This is a genomic window from Yoonia sp. I 8.24 (assembly GCF_022096995.1).
GTDB lineage: Bacteria > Pseudomonadota > Alphaproteobacteria > Rhodobacterales > Rhodobacteraceae > Yoonia.
Window position 1 is genome coordinate 1 of sequence record NZ_JACXGQ010000005.1, and the last position, 16,356, is coordinate 16,356.

At 52.9% G+C, this 16,356-nt stretch carries 12 protein-coding genes; 1 reads left to right on the forward strand and 11 read right to left on the reverse strand.

The window, feature by feature from the left end:
• The 11 genes from Yoon_RS10830 to rplJ form a co-directional block, all read right to left on the reverse strand.
• Nucleotides 1-85, reverse strand: an 85-nt coding sequence (locus Yoon_RS10830) for a GTP-binding protein (RefSeq protein ID WP_170377556.1), incomplete at its 3' end; no start/stop codon positions are given.
• Between the two features lie 70 nt (nt 86-155).
• A complete protein-coding gene (gene fusA, locus Yoon_RS10835) occupies nt 156-2,273 on the reverse strand; it encodes an elongation factor G (RefSeq protein WP_238112234.1) in 2,118 nt (705 codons plus the stop codon).
• 15 nt (nt 2,274-2,288) lie between these two features.
• Nucleotides 2,289-2,759 carry a 30S ribosomal protein S7 gene (rpsG, locus tag Yoon_RS10840; RefSeq protein ID WP_238112236.1) on the reverse strand — a complete coding sequence of 157 codons (471 nt, stop codon included), beginning with the start codon at nt 2,757-2,759 and terminating at the stop codon, nt 2,289-2,291.
• 12 nt (nt 2,760-2,771) lie between these two features.
• Nucleotides 2,772-3,143, reverse strand: coding sequence for a 30S ribosomal protein S12 (gene rpsL, locus Yoon_RS10845; RefSeq protein WP_072901927.1), 372 nt, complete (start codon nt 3,141-3,143; stop codon nt 2,772-2,774).
• 265 nt (nt 3,144-3,408) lie between these two features.
• Nucleotides 3,409-4,308: a DMT family transporter gene (locus Yoon_RS10850; RefSeq protein ID WP_238112238.1), complete on the reverse strand. Its 900-nt coding sequence runs from the start codon at nt 4,306-4,308 to the stop codon at nt 3,409-3,411.
• Between the two features lie 118 nt (nt 4,309-4,426).
• Nucleotides 4,427-5,053 (reverse strand): hypothetical protein, encoded by a 627-nt coding sequence (locus Yoon_RS10855; protein ID WP_238112239.1) that lies wholly within the window; start codon nt 5,051-5,053, stop codon nt 4,427-4,429.
• A 75-nt stretch (nt 5,054-5,128) separates the two neighbouring features.
• The gene (locus Yoon_RS17930; protein ID WP_255698801.1) at nt 5,129-5,254 is read right to left on the reverse strand and encodes a hypothetical protein; all 126 of its coding nucleotides are present in this window, start codon (nt 5,252-5,254) and stop codon (nt 5,129-5,131) included.
• Between the two features lie 132 nt (nt 5,255-5,386).
• Nucleotides 5,387-9,613 (reverse strand): DNA-directed RNA polymerase subunit beta', encoded by a 4,227-nt coding sequence (rpoC, locus tag Yoon_RS10860; RefSeq protein WP_238112240.1) that lies wholly within the window; start codon nt 9,611-9,613, stop codon nt 5,387-5,389.
• 54 nt (nt 9,614-9,667) lie between these two features.
• Nucleotides 9,668-13,807 (reverse strand): DNA-directed RNA polymerase subunit beta, encoded by a 4,140-nt coding sequence (gene rpoB / locus Yoon_RS10865; protein WP_238112241.1) that lies wholly within the window; start codon nt 13,805-13,807, stop codon nt 9,668-9,670.
• Nucleotides 13,808-14,051: 244 nt separating this feature from the next.
• Entirely contained in the window at nt 14,052-14,426 is a 375-nt protein-coding gene (gene rplL / locus Yoon_RS10870) for a 50S ribosomal protein L7/L12 (RefSeq protein WP_238112242.1), read from the reverse strand.
• A gap of 68 nt (nt 14,427-14,494) precedes the next feature.
• Nucleotides 14,495-15,007 carry a 50S ribosomal protein L10 gene (rplJ, locus tag Yoon_RS10875; protein ID WP_238112243.1) on the reverse strand — a complete coding sequence of 171 codons (513 nt, stop codon included), beginning with the start codon at nt 15,005-15,007 and terminating at the stop codon, nt 14,495-14,497.
• Between the two features lie 374 nt (nt 15,008-15,381).
• Between rplJ and Yoon_RS10880 the strand changes: the two genes are divergently transcribed.
• Nucleotides 15,382-16,305 carry an MBL fold metallo-hydrolase gene (locus Yoon_RS10880; RefSeq protein WP_238112244.1) on the forward strand — a complete coding sequence of 308 codons (924 nt, stop codon included), beginning with the start codon at nt 15,382-15,384 and terminating at the stop codon, nt 16,303-16,305.
• Nucleotides 16,306-16,356: the final 51 nt, after the last annotated feature.

The following is a 16,356-nucleotide window of genomic DNA, read 5'->3' on the forward strand; positions in this document are numbered from 1 at the left end:
TCAGGGTCGTCTTGCCGTGGTCAACGTGGCCAATTGTACCAATGTTAACGTGCGGTTTTGTACGTTCAAACTTTTCCTTAGCCATGATGGCCTCCTTGGATATTCAAATTATTGTATGCCCCGGGCGCAAACCCGGGGCGCCTAACCCAAAAGGGTTAGGCGTATTTCTTTTGGATCTCGTCAGACAGGTTCTGCGGCACCGCTTCGTAGTGCCCGAACTGCATCGTAAAGTTGGCGCGGCCCGAAGACATAGAGCGCAACGTGTTGATGTAGCCGAACATGTTTGCCAGTGGCACAAAGCAGTCAATCGCAATCGCGTTGCCGCGTGTGTCTTGACCCTGAACCATGCCCCGACGTGATGTCAGGTCACCGATGATACCACCTGTATATTCTTCAGGTGTAATCACTTCGACTTTCATGATTGGCTCAAGCAGTTTCGCGCCAGCTTTGCGCATCCCTTCACGCATACACATACGTGCAGCGATTTCGAATGCGAGGATGCTGGAGTCAACATCGTGGAATTTACCGTCAAGCAGTTCCACCTTAAAGTCGATCACAGGGAAGCCAGCCAAGGGGCCGCTGTCCATGACAGATTTGATGCCTTTTTCAACACCGGGGATGTATTCCTTAGGAACGGCACCACCAACGATCTTAGATTCAAACGAGAAGCCTTCACCAGGTTCCGTCGGCATGATGCTCAACTTCACTTCACCGAACTGACCAGAACCACCGGACTGTTTCTTATGAGTGTAGCTGTGCTCAACCGCGTGACCAATGGTTTCACGGTAGGCCACTTGTGGTGCGCCAATGTTCGCCTCAACTTTAAATTCACGACGCATACGGTCGACAAGAATATCAAGGTGAAGTTCGCCCATGCCTTTCATGATGGTCTGACCAGATTCGAGGTCAGTTTCCACGCGGAAAGACGGATCTTCGGCGGACAAGCGTTGGAGAGCAAGGCCCATCTTTTCTTGGTCGCCTTTGGTTTTAGGCTCAACGGCGATCTCGATCACAGGATCGGGGAACGTCATTGTTTCAAGAACAACAGGTTCAGCGATAGAACAAAGCGTATCACCGGTAGTTGTATCTTTCAGACCACCAAGCGCGATAATGTCACCAGAGAATGCTTCGCTGATTTCATCACGGTCGTTAGAGTGCATGATCATCATGCGGCCAACGCGCTCTTTTTTGCCTTTGGTCGAGTTCAGGAAGTTGTCGCCTTTTTCCAATTTACCGGAGTAGATCCGTGTAAATGTCAGCGAGCCCACGAATGGGTCATTCCAGATTTTGAACGCAAGCGCAGAGAACGCCATGTCATCATCCGCACGGCGTGCGATGTCACGAACCTCGTCTTCGTCGCCGGGTTTAAAGCCCATGTAGTCAACAACGTCGAGCGGGCTTGGCAGATAGTCAACAACAGCGTTCAACAGTGGCTGAACACCTTTGTTTTTAAACGCTGAACCACCCAAAACCGGCACGAATGACATAGACAAGCAACCCTTGCGGATCAGCGTGCGCAGTGTTGGAACGTCAGGCTCGTTGCCTTCGAGGTATTCCATCATCGCGTCGTCGTCCATTTCGACGGCGGCTTCGATCAGCTTACCGCGCCATTCGTTTGCCATGTCTTGCAGGCTTTCACGAATAGGGGCTTTGATCCAAGATGCACCAAGGTCTTCACCCTGCCACAGCCATTCTTCCATAGTGACGAGGTCAAGCTGGCCTTCGAGCTCAGTCTCGGCACCAATTGGGATCGCAACCGGAATAGCGCGCGCACCAGTACGGTCTTCAACCATGTGAACACAGTTAAAGAAGTCCGCGCCGATTTTGTCCATTTTATTGACAAAAACCATACGCGGCACTTTGTAGCGGTCAGCCTGACGCCAAACAGTTTCTGTTTGCGGCTCAACACCAGCGTTGGCGTCAAGAACACAGACAGCACCATCAAGAACCGCAAGCGAACGCTCAACTTCAATTGTGAAGTCAACGTGGCCGGGGGTGTCAATGATGTTCAAGCGGTGCTTAGGGCTGTCAGCAGTTTCACCGTCTTCAGTGCGTTCCCAGAATGTGGTTGTCGCAGCAGAGGTAATGGTAATTCCGCGCTCTTGCTCTTGTTCCATGTGGTCCATGGTTGCAGCGCCATCGTGCACTTCGCCGATGTTATGTTCTTTACCTGTATAGTACAGGATACGTTCGGAACATGTGGTTTTACCGGCATCAATATGCGCCATGATACCAAAGTTCCGGTATAGATCGAGAGGATACTCGCGTGCCATTTCAGGTGCTTCCTATTACCAGCGGTAGTGGCTGAATGCTTTGTTCGCATCGGCCATTTTATGGGTGTCTTCGCGCTTCTTGACGGCTGTACCGCGACCATTCACGGCATCGACCAGCTCGCCTGCAAGGCGTTCTTCCATTGTGTTTTCGTTGCGTGATTTCGCAGCTTTGATCAACCAACGGATGGCCAATGCTTCACGGCGCTCTGGGCGCACTTCAACGGGAACTTGGTATGTCGCACCACCGACGCGGCGCGAACGCACTTCGACGGATGGTTTGATGTTTTCAAGCGCTTCGTGGAACACTTCCACTGGGGCTTTTTTCAGCTTGTCTTCAACGCGATCGAATGCGTTGTAAACGATGCGTTCAGCTACAGATTTCTTACCATCAATCATGAGGTTGTTCATGAATTTGGTCAGGATGATATCGCCAAACTTTGCGTCTGGCAGTACTTCGCGTTTTTCAGCGGCGTGACGACGTGACATCTATAGTATTCCTTACTTAGGACGCTTCGCGCCGTACTTCGAACGGCGTTGCTTACGGTCTTTGACACCTTGGGTATCAAGCACACCGCGCAGAATGTGGTAACGCACACCTGGCAAATCTTTTACACGGCCGCCGCGGATCAGAACCACTGAGTGTTCCTGAAGGTTGTGGCTTTCACCGGGGATGTAAGAGATGACTTCGAAACCGTTTGTCAGGCGCACTTTGGCAACCTTACGCATCGCAGAGTTTGGTTTCTTTGGTGTCGTTGTATAAACGCGCGTACAGACGCCGCGCTTTTGCGGGCAGCCTTCCATATGCAGCGATTTGGATCGTGTAACTTTTGGCTGGCGCGGCTTGCGGATCAGCTGCTGAATCGTTGGCATCGTTTGATGTTCCCATCTATTCACATGTGTGCCCCCTTGTGAGAGGCGGTTTCAAAATACTTTTCGTCTTCGAAAAGCACAAAAATTCCGCAGTCGAACCCTTACCGGAGGTTCGGTGCGGTTGGGCTACAGAGGAACAAAACAATAGGCGTTCGGTTCTTGACCACTCAACTTAGATATCGGGACAAAAAAGGGTATTCCCCTGGCCCGGATGTGCGGCGTATAGGCGGAGTCGCTGAAGCTGTCAACAGGCGCAAACCCAGTGTTAACGCGGTGATACCACAGGGTTACGGGGCACATGCAATCGGCTTTCGCGGTAAAGCGTGAACAGCCCCGTTGCCACCACGACAGCCGCGCCGATCAACGTCAGCATATTGGGCCATTCACCAAAGACCACGACACCCAAAATCAGGGCAACAACGAGACTGGTATAGCGGAACGGAGCCACAAAACTAATCTCACCCCAGCGCATTGCTGTGACAGAAAAGATGTAGCCGCAGATCAAAAACCCGGTCGCGCCAAACAATTGCAAAGATGCTTTTGGTGACAGGGCAACGGGTTCAATAAACAGGGTACCAACGGCGCCGAGCATGGTCACACCTACCGCTGCAATCAGCGCGACAAACACCGATGGCACATCACGCGACATGCGCCGCACCACAATATCGCGCAGCGTGACGCAGGCCACGGCGCAAAGCGCATACAGACTATAGTGGTTAAAATCAGCGCCGCCCGGCTGGATAATCAGTAAAACGCCCGCAAATCCCACGCTAATCGCGGCCATCCTGCGCCATCCCAAGGGTTCATGCAAAAAGACCATCGCGCTCAGGCTCACTGCCAGCGGCAACGATTGTAAAATCGCGCTGACATTGGCAATTGGCATGTTGAACAGTGCTGTCAAAAAGAAATACGTGCCGCCAACCTCGCCCAGAGTGCGCACAATGATCAACCCCCAATCCCGGCGCGGCAGGTTAAACCGCAATTGGCCCAACAGCTTGCACATGATCGCTAAACAAATAATCGCGCCAATGCCCCGGATGAGCACCGCCTCAAACAGTGGCACCTCATCCGCCAAGGACTTCATAAACGCGTCATTGAGCGTATAGGCACACATCCCCCCCATCATGAGACCCGCGCCGCGTAGGTTTTCTGAAAAGGGTGTCATTCCTAAATGCTTATCACAACTGTTAGCGGCTCAGGTACATAAACAGACTGAATCCATCCGAAATGCGGCACGCCTAGTCTCTTGGTGTTAATCTTTGATCACCCACTATTCTTTGCGTTCAAAGCAGCCTTGATTTGCAACCGAATTCTGCGCGGTGCTTCTCGTAAGGCTTTGCGCAAACGGTGCCGAGAATAGTTTTTTTACCCGTTATTATTCGCTCTAGTATGAGGTCTAAGGGAATGGTTGGGTGAACGACCGACTGGTTTGCCTCCGCGGTCGGCATCGCTTCGTAGAGATGTGGCGGGTTTGTTTTAAAATAGTTCGGAGAAAACAGGTCTGGTAATGAGTGGAACAAGTCTTCGAACGATAGAACGTTGGAAATCAGCGCTCCCGCCATGACAGCTTCGTCGTTAATACGGCAATGACCTGCACGTTGCGCCTGCGTACGCAACGAAAGCATTTTATCAATGACATGATCACGGATGCAGGTAGCCGCAAAAATGCATCCGCAGTGTGACGTAATTCCGAGATGTTCAAGATCTTTGGAATAGATCTTCGGGGCGTCGGTGTGCCCCAGCGAACAAGCAAGTGCATCAGCGTCGCTCTGCGACGCAAGCCCTTGCGCCGCGTCAAGGGTCACGAAGACATCGCTTTCGATCAAGACATACCAACTTGCGTCGGGTGCTTCCGCGCGTGCCGCATAGTAACAAAAATCACCGCACAGCCAGCCCCAGTCTTTCGGCAAAGATACGATCTCCCAAGATCACACCAACGCCTCAGTCAACGATATTTTTTGGTAGCCTTCTGTCGGAATTGGACCTTACCGTTCATCAGCGATCATGATTACCTCCGAGCCAAAGCCTTCGGTCAATGTAGAAGCAAGCTGCGCAACTTGCGGTGTGAACGCATGAGTGCGGATGAATACAGCAATCTTGTTGTTACGCATATCTTCACCTCCAGATGTGTCGGTGCAGTCGTATTCAGACGTTATGCTTCGTACCAGATGACGCGTTGAACCGCCCTACAAAAAAGGCCCCCGCGATGAACGGGGGCCTTTTCTATTTTTCTGTTGCGCTGCTTACGCGTCGTCGCCTTCTGGCGTTGCGAATACGTCGTCTTCGCTTGGCGCAGTCGGGGCTGCAAGCGCTGCTGCTTGCTCTGCCTCGATCCGCCGCGCTTCGAGCACGACGTTATCGCGATCAACCGCAACTTTGCGCATTTGCTGCGTCGCGCCGCCGGTACCTGCTGGGATCAAACGACCCACGATGACGTTTTCCTTGAGACCGATCAGTTTGTCACGTTTGCCCTGAACCGAAGATTCGGTCAGCACGCGTGTGGTTTCCTGGAACGACGCCGCAGAGATGAACGACCGGGTTTGCAGCGATGCCTTGGTGATCCCCAAGAGGATCGGCTCACCGGTTGCCGGACGGTCACCGCGCTTTTCAGCTTTGGCGTTTGCCTCATCGAATTCTGCCTTGTCGACGTTTTCGCCTTTGAGCAGAACAGTGTCACCGCTGTCTTGGATTTCCCATTTCTGGAGCATCTGACGCACGATAACTTCGATGTGCTTATCGTTGATCTTAACACCCTGCAGACGATAAACGTCTTGGACTTCGTCGATCATATAGTCAGCCAAGGCTTCGACACCCATTACCGCAAGAATATCGTGCGGCGCAGGGTTACCATCCATGATGTAATCGCCCTTTTGGACAAAATCACCTTCCACAACCGGGATGTGCTTACCCTTAGGCACCATGTATTCGACCTTGATGTCTGCATCATCAGCAGATTCAATCGCGATGCGGCGTTTGTTCTTATAGTCCTTACCAAAGCGCACGTAGCCATCGATTTCAGCGATGATTGCGTGGTCTTTTGGACGGCGGGCTTCGAACAGTTCAGCCACACGTGGCAGACCACCGGTAATGTCCTTGGTTTTCGCACCTTCACGTGGAATGCGCGCAACAACGTCACCAGCTTTGACTTCTTCGCCGTCTTCAACAGACAGAACCGCATCAACAGACATGCCATAGGAAACAGGGTTGCCGTCATCTTTTGAGATGACTTCGCCATCTTCACCGACAACGATGATCTTTGGTGCAAGCTCATTACCTTTAGGTGCAGCACGCCAGTCAGCAACAATACGCTGGGTCATACCCGTCGCATCATCGGTATCTTCGCGTACGGCAATCCCGTTCACCAGGTCGACGTATTTCGCCTTACCGGATTTTTCAGCAATGATCGGCAGCGTATATGGATCCCATTCGAACAGCTTGTCGCCGCGCAAAATATCCTGCCCGTCCGTGACAAAGACCTTAGAGCCATACCCAACCTTATGGTTGGCAAGCTCTGCGCCTTCGGCATCGGTGATCGACAGGGTCATATTCCGTCCCATCACTACCATTTCGCCGGCGGCATTTTCGAGCAACGTGGCGTTGTCGAACCGAACTTTACCTGGCTGTGACGCCTCTTGGAACGATTGTTGGCCACCTTGAGCAACACCACCAATGTGGAACGTCCGCATGGTCAGCTGTGTACCAGGCTCACCAATCGACTGCGCCGCGATGATGCCGACGGCCTCACCGATGTTGACGCGTGTACCGCGTGCAAGGTCACGACCATAGCACATTGCACAAACGCCATCTTCGGCTTCACAGGTCAGCGGGCTGCGGATACGCATTTTAGCGATGCCGGCGATGTCGATCATGTCAGCCTTGCGTTCGTCGATGAGTTCACCAGCTTCGACGATAACTTCGTCTGTGCCCGGCTTGAGAACATCATCAGCAGAGACACGACCAAGAACACGTTCAGCCAAGGACGATACGACCTCACCATCGTTGACGGCGGCTTCGGCGGTGATCGCGCGTTCAGTGCCACAATCAATTTCGCGGACGATGCAATCTTGGGCAACATCAACCAAACGACGTGTCAGGTAACCAGAGTTCGCAGTTTTCAAAGCGGTATCTGACAGACCCTTACGGGCACCGTGCGTCGAGTTAAAGTACTCGAGAACGGTCAGACCTTCTTTAAAGTTCGAGATGATCGGTGTTTCGATGATTTCGCCGTTTGGCTTTGCCATCAAACCGCGCATACCGCCCAGCTGTTTCATCTGCGTGACCGAGCCACGCGCACCAGAGTGGGCCATCATGTAAACAGAGTTCGGCTCGTTTTCAGCGCCAGCCGTATCGTGGCCAGAATCCGAAATTGTTGACATCATCGCATCGGTGACTTTGTCGTTACACTTTGACCATGCATCAACAACTTTGTTGTACTTTTCGCCCTGTGTAATCAGGCCGTCCATGTACTGCTGTTCAAAGTCTTTCACGAGATCGCGTGTTTCTTCGACCAACGGCCACTTGGTGTCAGGCACAACCATGTCGTCCTTACCGAACGAGATGCCAGCCTTAAACGCTTCGCGAAAGCCCATGGTCATGATCTGGTCACAGAAGATAACCGATTCCTTCTGACCACAGTAGCGGTAGACGGTATCAATGATCTGCTGCACTTCTTTCTTACGCAGCAAACGGTTGACCAAAGCAAATGGTGCTTTTGCGTTCATCGGCAGAAGACCACCAAGACGCATCCGGCCCGGTGTTGTTTCGAAGCGAACCATCACTTCGTTACCTTCTTCGTCGATTTGCGGCATACGCGCGCTGATTTTGGCATGCAGATGCACTTCACCAGCGTTCAAAGCATGTTCGACTTCTTCGATGTCTTTGAACTCCATACCTTCGCCCTTCATGCCTTCGCGCATGATGGTCGTGTAGTAGAGACCCAAAATCATATCCTGTGACGGCACGATAATCGGTGCACCGTTGGCAGGGGACAGAACGTTGTTTGTCGACATCATCAAGACGCGGGCTTCAAGCTGCGCCTCAAGTGAAAGTGGCACGTGAACCGCCATTTGGTCGCCGTCAAAGTCAGCGTTAAACGCAGAACAAACAAGCGGGTGTAGCTGAATGGCCTTACCTTCGATCAAAGTGGGTTCGAACGCCTGAATGCCCAAACGGTGCAGCGTTGGCGCACGGTTGAGGAACACAGGGTGTTCGCGGATCACCTCGTCCAAGATATCCCAGACTTCGGGACGCTCTTTTTCGACCAGCTTTTTCGCCTGTTTCACTGTTGACGACAGACCTTTGGCTTCGAGACGCGAATAGATGAACGGCTTGAACAGTTCGAGAGCCATCTTTTTCGGCAAACCACATTGGTGCAGCTTCAGCTCGGGACCCGTCACAATGACCGACCGGCCAGAGAAGTCGACGCGTTTCCCCAAAAGGTTTTGACGGAAGCGACCTTGCTTACCTTTCAGCATGTCGGACAGTGATTTCAACGGACGCTTGTTGGCGCCAGTGATCACGCGGCCACGACGGCCGTTGTCGAACAGCGCATCCACAGATTCCTGCAACATCCGCTTTTCGTTACGAACGATGATGTCAGGTGCGCGCAATTCGATCAGACGCTTCAAACGGTTGTTCCGGTTGATCACGCGGCGATACAGATCGTTCAGATCAGAGGTCGCAAAACGACCGCCGTCCAGCGGCACCAGCGGGCGCAGCTCTGGCGGGATCACAGGAATCACGGTCATGACCATCCATTCCGGACGGTTGCCAGATTCGAGGAAGCTTTCGACGATCTTCAAACGCTTGATGATCTTCTTGGGCTTCAATTCGCCAGTGGCTTCTTTGAGGTCCGCACGCAGCTGTTCCGCTTCACCGTCCAGATCAATCTGGGACAGCATTTCGCGGATCGCTTCAGCACCGATGTTGGCTTGGAACGCGTCCATGCCGTACAGATCCTGCGCGTCGTTGTATTCTTCTTCGGTCATCAACTGGCCATAGGTCAGGTCAGTCAGGCCGGGCTCGATCACAACGTAGTTTTCAAAGTACAGGATGCGCTCAAGATCACGCAATGTCATGTCGAGCATCAGACCGATGCGAGATGGCAGTGATTTCAAGAACCAGATGTGCGCAACGGGCGCAGCCAGTTCGATGTGACCCATACGTTCGCGACGTACTTTTTGCAGCGTGACTTCGACGCCACATTTTTCGCAGACCACGCCGCGATATTTCATGCGCTTATATTTGCCGCACAGGCATTCGTAATCTTTGATCGGGCCAAAGATACGCGCGCAGAACAGACCGTCACGCTCTGGCTTGAACGTCCGGTAGTTGATGGTTTCGGGCTTCTTAATCTCACCGAACGACCATGAAAGGATGCGTTCCGGAGATGCCAAAGACACCTTGATTTCGTCAAACGTTTTCGCCGGTGTGAGCGGGTTAAACGGGTTGTTTGTCAGTTCCTGGTTCATCTTCAATTCCTTGAATTGGGTGCGTTAGAGGGTGGGGGAGTAAGGCGCGCGGCCCTACTCCTCATCCTCCGCATCCAGGAGTTCCATGTTGAGGCCGAGGCCCCGGACTTCTTTCACGAGCACGTTGAACGACTCTGGGACGCCTGCCTCAAAGTTGTCTTCGCCTTTGACGATGCTTTCGTAGACTTTCGTCCGGCCAGCAACATCATCAGACTTGACTGTCAGCATCTCTTGCAGCGTGTAAGCCGCGCCATATGCTTCAAGCGCCCAGACTTCCATTTCCCCGAAACGCTGACCACCAAACTGGGCTTTACCACCCAGCGGCTGTTGCGTGACAAGGCTGTAAGGCCCGGTAGACCGTGCGTGGATCTTGTCGTCGACCAAGTGGTGCAGTTTCAGCAGGTATTTCACACCCACAGTAACCTTACGGCTAAACTGTTCACCGGTACGGCCATCAAACAGAACCGATTGACCAGATGTATCGAACCCTGCGCGTGTCAGCGCATCGTTCACATCCAGTTCTTTCGCACCGTCAAAGACAGGTGTCGCAATCGGCACACCGCGGACAACGTTGCCAGCAGCTTCGACAATTTGACCCTCGTCCATGCCTTCGATGCCTTCGTCATAGACGTTATCGCCATAGACGATTTTCATCGCATCGCGCACAGGTGTCAGATCACCAGAGCGACGGTATTCACCAAGCGCATCATCAATCTGGATACCCAGACCGCGTGCGGCCCAGCCCATGTGACACTCAAGAATCTGACCGACGTTCATCCGTGAAGGCACACCCAGCGGGTTCAGACAGAAATCAACCGGCGTACCATCGGCAAGGAACGGCATGTCTTCCATTGGTACAACCTTGGAAATAACACCTTTGTTCCCGTGACGACCCGCCATCTTATCGCCCGGTTGCAGCTTACGCTTCACCGCGACGAAGACTTTGACCATCTTCATCACACCCGGTGGCAAATCATCGCCACGGCGGACTTTTTCGACTTTGTCTTCGAACCGTGCGTCCATTGCCTTCTTCTGGATTTCATACTGTTCGTTCAGGGCTTCGACCACCTGTGCGTCAGCTTCATCCTTCAGGGCAACCTGCCACCATTGACCACGGCTCAGATCGGCCAAGGATTCTTCGGTCACAATTGAGTTCGGCTTAAAGCCACGTGGACCTTTGACAGCTTCTTTGCCAATGATCATCGACTTCAGGCGCGCATAGATGTTCCGGTCAAGGATGACCATTTCATCGTCACGGTCACGTGCCAGACGTTCGACTTCTTCACGCTCAATTTGCAGCGCACGTTCGTCTTTTTCCACTCCGTGGCGGTTAAAGACGCGTACTTCAACAACAGTCCCGAAATCACCTGGCTTCACGCGCAGTGATGTATCACGCACGTCGGATGCTTTCTCACCAAAGATGGCGCGCAGAAGCTTTTCTTCTGGTGTCATCGGGCTTTCGCCTTTTGGTGTGATCTTACCAACCAGAATGTCACCCGGCTCTACTTCGGCGCCGATGTACACGATGCCAGCCTCGTCGAGGTTACGCAGCGCTTCTTCACCAACGTTCGGAATATCGCGTGTGATTTCTTCTGGCCCAAGCTTTGTATCACGGGCGGCGACTTCGAATTCTTCGATGTGGATCGAAGTGAAGACGTCATCACGTGTAATCCGCTCTGAAATCAGGATCGAATCTTCGTAGTTGTAGCCGTTCCAAGGCATAAACGCGACGACCACGTTTTTACCCAACGCCAATTCACCGATGTCCGTAGATGGACCATCGGCAATAACTTCGCCTTTCAGAACCGTATCACCAACCTTCACCAGCGGACGCTGGTTGATGCAGGTATTTTGGTTAGAACGTTGGAATTTACGCATGCGGTAAATGTCTACGCCTGCGTCGCCCAGTTCCAGATCATGCGTCGCACGAATAACGATACGCTGCGCATCAACTTGGTCGATGATACCCGCGCGTTTCGCCATGATCGCCGCACCTGAATCGCGTGCAACCACTTCTTCGATACCAGTACCCACCAATGGGGCCTCGGCCTGAAGCAATGGCACAGCCTGACGCATCATGTTCGATCCCATCAGGGCCCGGTTCGCATCGTCGTTTTCAAGGAATGGGATCAAAGAGGCCGCAACAGAGACCAGCTGCTTTGGTGACACGTCGATCAAGTCAACGTTTTCACGTGGGGCAAGCGTGTAGTCACCGTTCATACGCGTCGATACGAGATCGTTGTTGAACCCGCCATCTTCGTTCAAGTTCGCGTTGGCCTGCGCAACAGTGTGGCGCATTTCTTCGGTCGCGGACATGTATTGCACATCATCCGTCACCTTGCCGTCGACAACCTTGCGGTATGGTGTTTCGATAAAGCCGTATTTGTTCACACGCGCAAATGTCGCGAGTGAGTTGATCAGACCAATGTTCGGCCCTTCGGGCGTTTCAATCGGACACATACGACCGTAGTGGGTTGGGTGAACGTCACGGACTTCAAAGCCAGCACGTTCACGGGTCAAACCGCCGGGCCCAAGCGCAGACAGACGACGCTTGTGCGTGACTTCTGACAGTGGGTTAGTTTGGTCCATGAACTGTGACAATTGGCTAGAGCCAAAGAATTCACGCACAGCGGCAGCCGCAGGTTTCGCGTTGATCAAATCTTGTGGCATCACCGTGTCGATTTCGACAGATGACATACGTTCTTTGATCGCGCGCTCCATGCGAAGCAAACCAACACGGTATTGGTTTTCCATCAGCTCGCCAACAGAACGCACACGACGGTTGCCGAGGTGGTCAATATCGTCCACGTCGCCTTTGCCATCGCGCAGTTCAACCAGCGCTTTGATACAAGACACAATATCTTCTTTGCGCAGGGTGCGCATGGTGTCTTCGGCATCCAGATCAAGACGCATGTTCATCTTCACACGACCAACAGCAGATAGGTCGTAGCGCTCTGAATCAAAGAACAACGTGTCGAACAGGGATGATGCTGATTCAACGGTCGGTGGCTCACCCGGACGCATCACGCGGTAGATATCCATGAGCGCAGTTTCGCGGTTCATGTTTTTATCAGACGCCATCGTGTTACGCATGTAAGCGCCAACATTGACGTTATCGATATCAAGCACGGGGATCGTGGTGATGCCCGCATCAACCAGATCTTTCAATGTGCCGCCAATAACGTCGCCCGCTTTGTCAACTTCGACAGTCAACTCATCACCGGCTTCGACGTAAATCGCACCCGTTTCTTCGTTGATGATGTCCGTCGACACGAACTTGCCGATGATGTTTTCGTAAGGGACCAGCAGATCAGTAACTTCGCCAGCGTCGATCAGTTTTTTGACTGAACGTGGAGTAACTTTTTCACCAGCTTTTGCGATCACTTCGCCCGTTTTCGCATCAACAAGATCAAACGCAGGGCGGGTGCCGCGCACACGCTCTGGGAAGAACTTTGTCTGCCACGCCATCGCTTTGGCATCGAGGTGATATTCGACGGTGTCGTAATAGGCATCCATGATGCCTTCTTGGTCCAGACCCAGCGCATAGAGCAGGGTTGTCACAGGCAGTTTGCGGCGACGGTCAATCCGGCAGAACACAAGGTCCTTGGCGTCGAATTCAAAGTCAAGCCAGCTGCCGCGGTATGGGATAATGCGGCAAGCAAACAGCAGTTTACCTGATGAATGGGTTTTCCCTTTGTCGTGATCAAAGAACACGCCGGGCGAACGGTGCATTTGGGACACGATCACGCGCTCTGTGCCGTTCACGACAAATGTGCCGTTCGGGGTCATCAAAGGCATATCGCCCATGAACACGTCTTGTTCTTTGATATCTTTGACAGACTTGTTGCCTGTGTCTTCGTCCACATCAAACACGATCAAACGCAGCGTCACCTTCAATGGGGCGCTATACGTCATGTCGCGCTGCATGCACTCTTCGACATCGTATTTTGGCTTTTCAAGTTCGTATTTCACGAACTCAAGCAAAGCGGTTTCGTTGAAATCTTTGATCGGGAACACCGACTGGAAGACACCTTTGATGCCTTCACCGTCAAGCGGTGTGTCACTGTCGCCAGAGCGCAGGAATAGATCGTAAGAAGATTTCTGAACCTCAATGAGGTTCGGCATTTCAAGCACTTCACGGATTTTGCCGTAGTACTTGCGCAGGCGTTTCTGACCAAGGAAAGTAGAAGCCATAAGCGGTGTCACCTTTTGTTTGTCTCTCGAATGCTGCATCGCCCGGGCCGCGACACATCACCCATTTGACCGGGGGTTTGATGTCTATTCGTGGCTGCCGTCCCACCGGCACCCTCCCGACATCTCAAACCTACCCAAGGGGTCGGTCAGCGTTGGCCGACCTCTAAGACAGGTTCGGCTGGACGCGCATTTCTGCGCGCCCAGCCATAATTATAGGGCAAGGGAACCCTTGCCTAGAACAGGCTTAGGCCAGTTCAACCTCAGCGCCAACAGCTTCAAGCTTCGCTTTGACTTCTTCAGCTTCAGACTTAGCAACGCCTTCTTTGATCTTGCCGCCAGCTTCAACCAAGTCTTTGGCTTCTTTCAGGCCAAGACCTGTCAGGCCGCGAACTTCTTTGATCACGTTGATTTTAGAAGCGCCGGCGTTCTTCAGAACGACGTCGAATTCAGTTTTCTCAGCAGCAGCTTCGCCACCAGCGTCTGCGCCACCAGCAACCATTACGGCGCCACCAGCAGCTGGCTCGATGCCGTACTCGTCTTTGAGGATAGTTTTCAGTTCTTGTGCTTCGAGAAGGGTAAGACCAACAATCTCTTCAGCTAGTTTTTTCAGATCAGCCATTTTATGCTTTCCGTTCGTTTTAAGTGTGTTCCAACGTCAGGGCATCGCCCCAAGTCAATTCAGATGCTTTATGCAGCTTTCTCTTCGATAGTAGAGAGAACGCTTGCGATGTTCGAAGCAGGCGCGCCAATGGCCCCAGCGATGTTCGAAGCAGGTGCACCAATGCAGCCAGCGATAGAAGCAATAAGCTCCTCGCGAGACGGCATACCGGCAACGGCTTTAACACCAGCAGGATCAAGAGCTGTGTCACCCATAGCACCACCAAGAACAACAAGCTTGTCGTTCTCTTTGGTGTATTTATCCACGACCTTCGCAGCAGCGACAGGGTCTTCGGAATAGGCGATTACAGTCATACCCTCGAGGTATTCCGCGATGCTTGCGCATGGCTTACCCTCAAGAGCGATTTTGGCGAGCTTGTTCTTGGCAACGCGTACGGAACCGCCCGCTTCACGCATGTTCGCGCGCAGGTCCTGCATTTCAGCAACTGTCATGCCTTCGTAGTGGGCAACCACTACGACGCCAGAGCTTTCAAAGATCTGGCCGAGATCGTCGACCAGCTGTTCTTTTTGTGCTCTATCCACAGTTTTACTCCAAGTTTGGCGCTGGATTAGGCCCAGCACCGGCTCTAATTTTGTCACACGGCAAGCCGCCCGACAGTCTACAGTCCATGTAAACGGGGCGCTCAAATTGCCGAGGCGAGCCTCAAAAATCTGATCTATCCCGCCTCAGGCAGGAATTAGCGGCAAAACTGCCAACCCACCGTCTCGGACGAAACAAAACAGCGCGCGACGAATCGCACGCTGGTTTGCAAAAGTGTTTCTATGATGCGCAAAGCCGAATGCCAACCCCAAAATGCACGCCACTCTCCCTCACAGTGTTTTGCAAAATATTTCACTAGGGATCGCCCAGAAATACCCTAAGTTGTAACTACTAACACACAACACGGAGCCCCCCGATGACTTTAATCACACGCCGCACCGCCCTATTTTCAGGCGCCGCTGTCCCATTTGCGATTGCCGCAGCCCCGCAGATGGCCGCAGCCGCCGGTCACAGCGCAGCACAAAATGCCGTTCAAAACACATTTGATCTTGGCGAATTCCAAGTATCTACGCTTCTGGCAGGCACACGCGCTGTCGAAGATGTTCAAACAATCTTCGGTATGAACGTATCCGAAGAAGAGTTTGCGGCAGTCAGCGCCGAGAACTTTATCCCTTCCGACAAGGCGCAGTTCTTCTTTACGCCCACAGTGGTGCGCGCCGCTGGCGAAGTTGTCCTATTTGACACTGGCCTATCCGCTGCGGGGACAACAGCCGCACTTGCGGCCGCAGGTATCGCGCCAACAGAAGTGACCATCGTTGTCATTACCCACATGCACGGCGACCATATCGGCGGTTTGACCGACGAAAACGGTGCAGAGACATATCCGAATGCCCGCTATGTCACCGGTCAGGTCGAATATGATCATTGGGCCGCCGCCGGTAACGAAGGGTTTGATGCAAAGATGCGGCCACTTGCGGAAAAAACCAGCTTTATCGGTGACGGTGCATCTGTGGTTTCAGGCATCACCAGCGTTGCGGCCTATGGGCACACACCCGGTCATATGGGCTACATGCTTGAAAGCAATGGCGAGCAAGTCATGCTGATGGTTGATGCTGCGAACCACTATGTTTGGTCTCTGGCCTACCCCGAATGGGAAGTCCGCTTTGACGCTGACAAAGAAGCCGCCGCCAACACGCGTAAGCAAATTCTTGGCATGGCTGCCGCGGACCGGTTCCCGCTTATCGGGTATCATATGCCGTTCCCCGGCATGGGCTATGTTGAAGAAGTAGACGCAGGGCGCTTCCGCTATGTCCCCGCATCTTACCAGCACATCCTGTAGGAAACTCTGAACCTTGAGAAATGCAAAAGGCGCGCCCAAATGGACGCGCCT

Coding starts and splice junctions, on each gene's coding strand:
- rpoC (WP_238112240.1), bottom strand. CDS start 9,613: ATGAACCAGGAACTGACAAACAACCCGTTTAACCCGCTCACACCGGCG.
- rplL (WP_238112242.1), bottom strand. CDS start 14,426: ATGGCTGATCTGAAAAAACTAGCTGAAGAGATTGTTGGTCTTACCCTT.
- Yoon_RS10850 (WP_238112238.1), bottom strand. CDS start 4,308: ATGACACCCTTTTCAGAAAACCTACGCGGCGCGGGTCTCATGATGGGG.
- Yoon_RS10880 (WP_238112244.1), top strand. CDS start 15,382: ATGACTTTAATCACACGCCGCACCGCCCTATTTTCAGGCGCCGCTGTC.
- rpsL (WP_072901927.1), bottom strand. CDS start 3,143: ATGCCAACGATTCAGCAGCTGATCCGCAAGCCGCGCCAGCCAAAAGTT.
- Yoon_RS17930 (WP_255698801.1), bottom strand. CDS start 5,254: ATGCGTAACAACAAGATTGCTGTATTCATCCGCACTCATGCGTTCACA.
- fusA (WP_238112234.1), bottom strand. CDS start 2,273: ATGGCACGCGAGTATCCTCTCGATCTATACCGGAACTTTGGTATCATG.
- rpsG (WP_238112236.1), bottom strand. CDS start 2,759: ATGTCACGTCGTCACGCCGCTGAAAAACGCGAAGTACTGCCAGACGCA.
- rpoB (WP_238112241.1), bottom strand. CDS start 13,807: ATGGCTTCTACTTTCCTTGGTCAGAAACGCCTGCGCAAGTACTACGGC.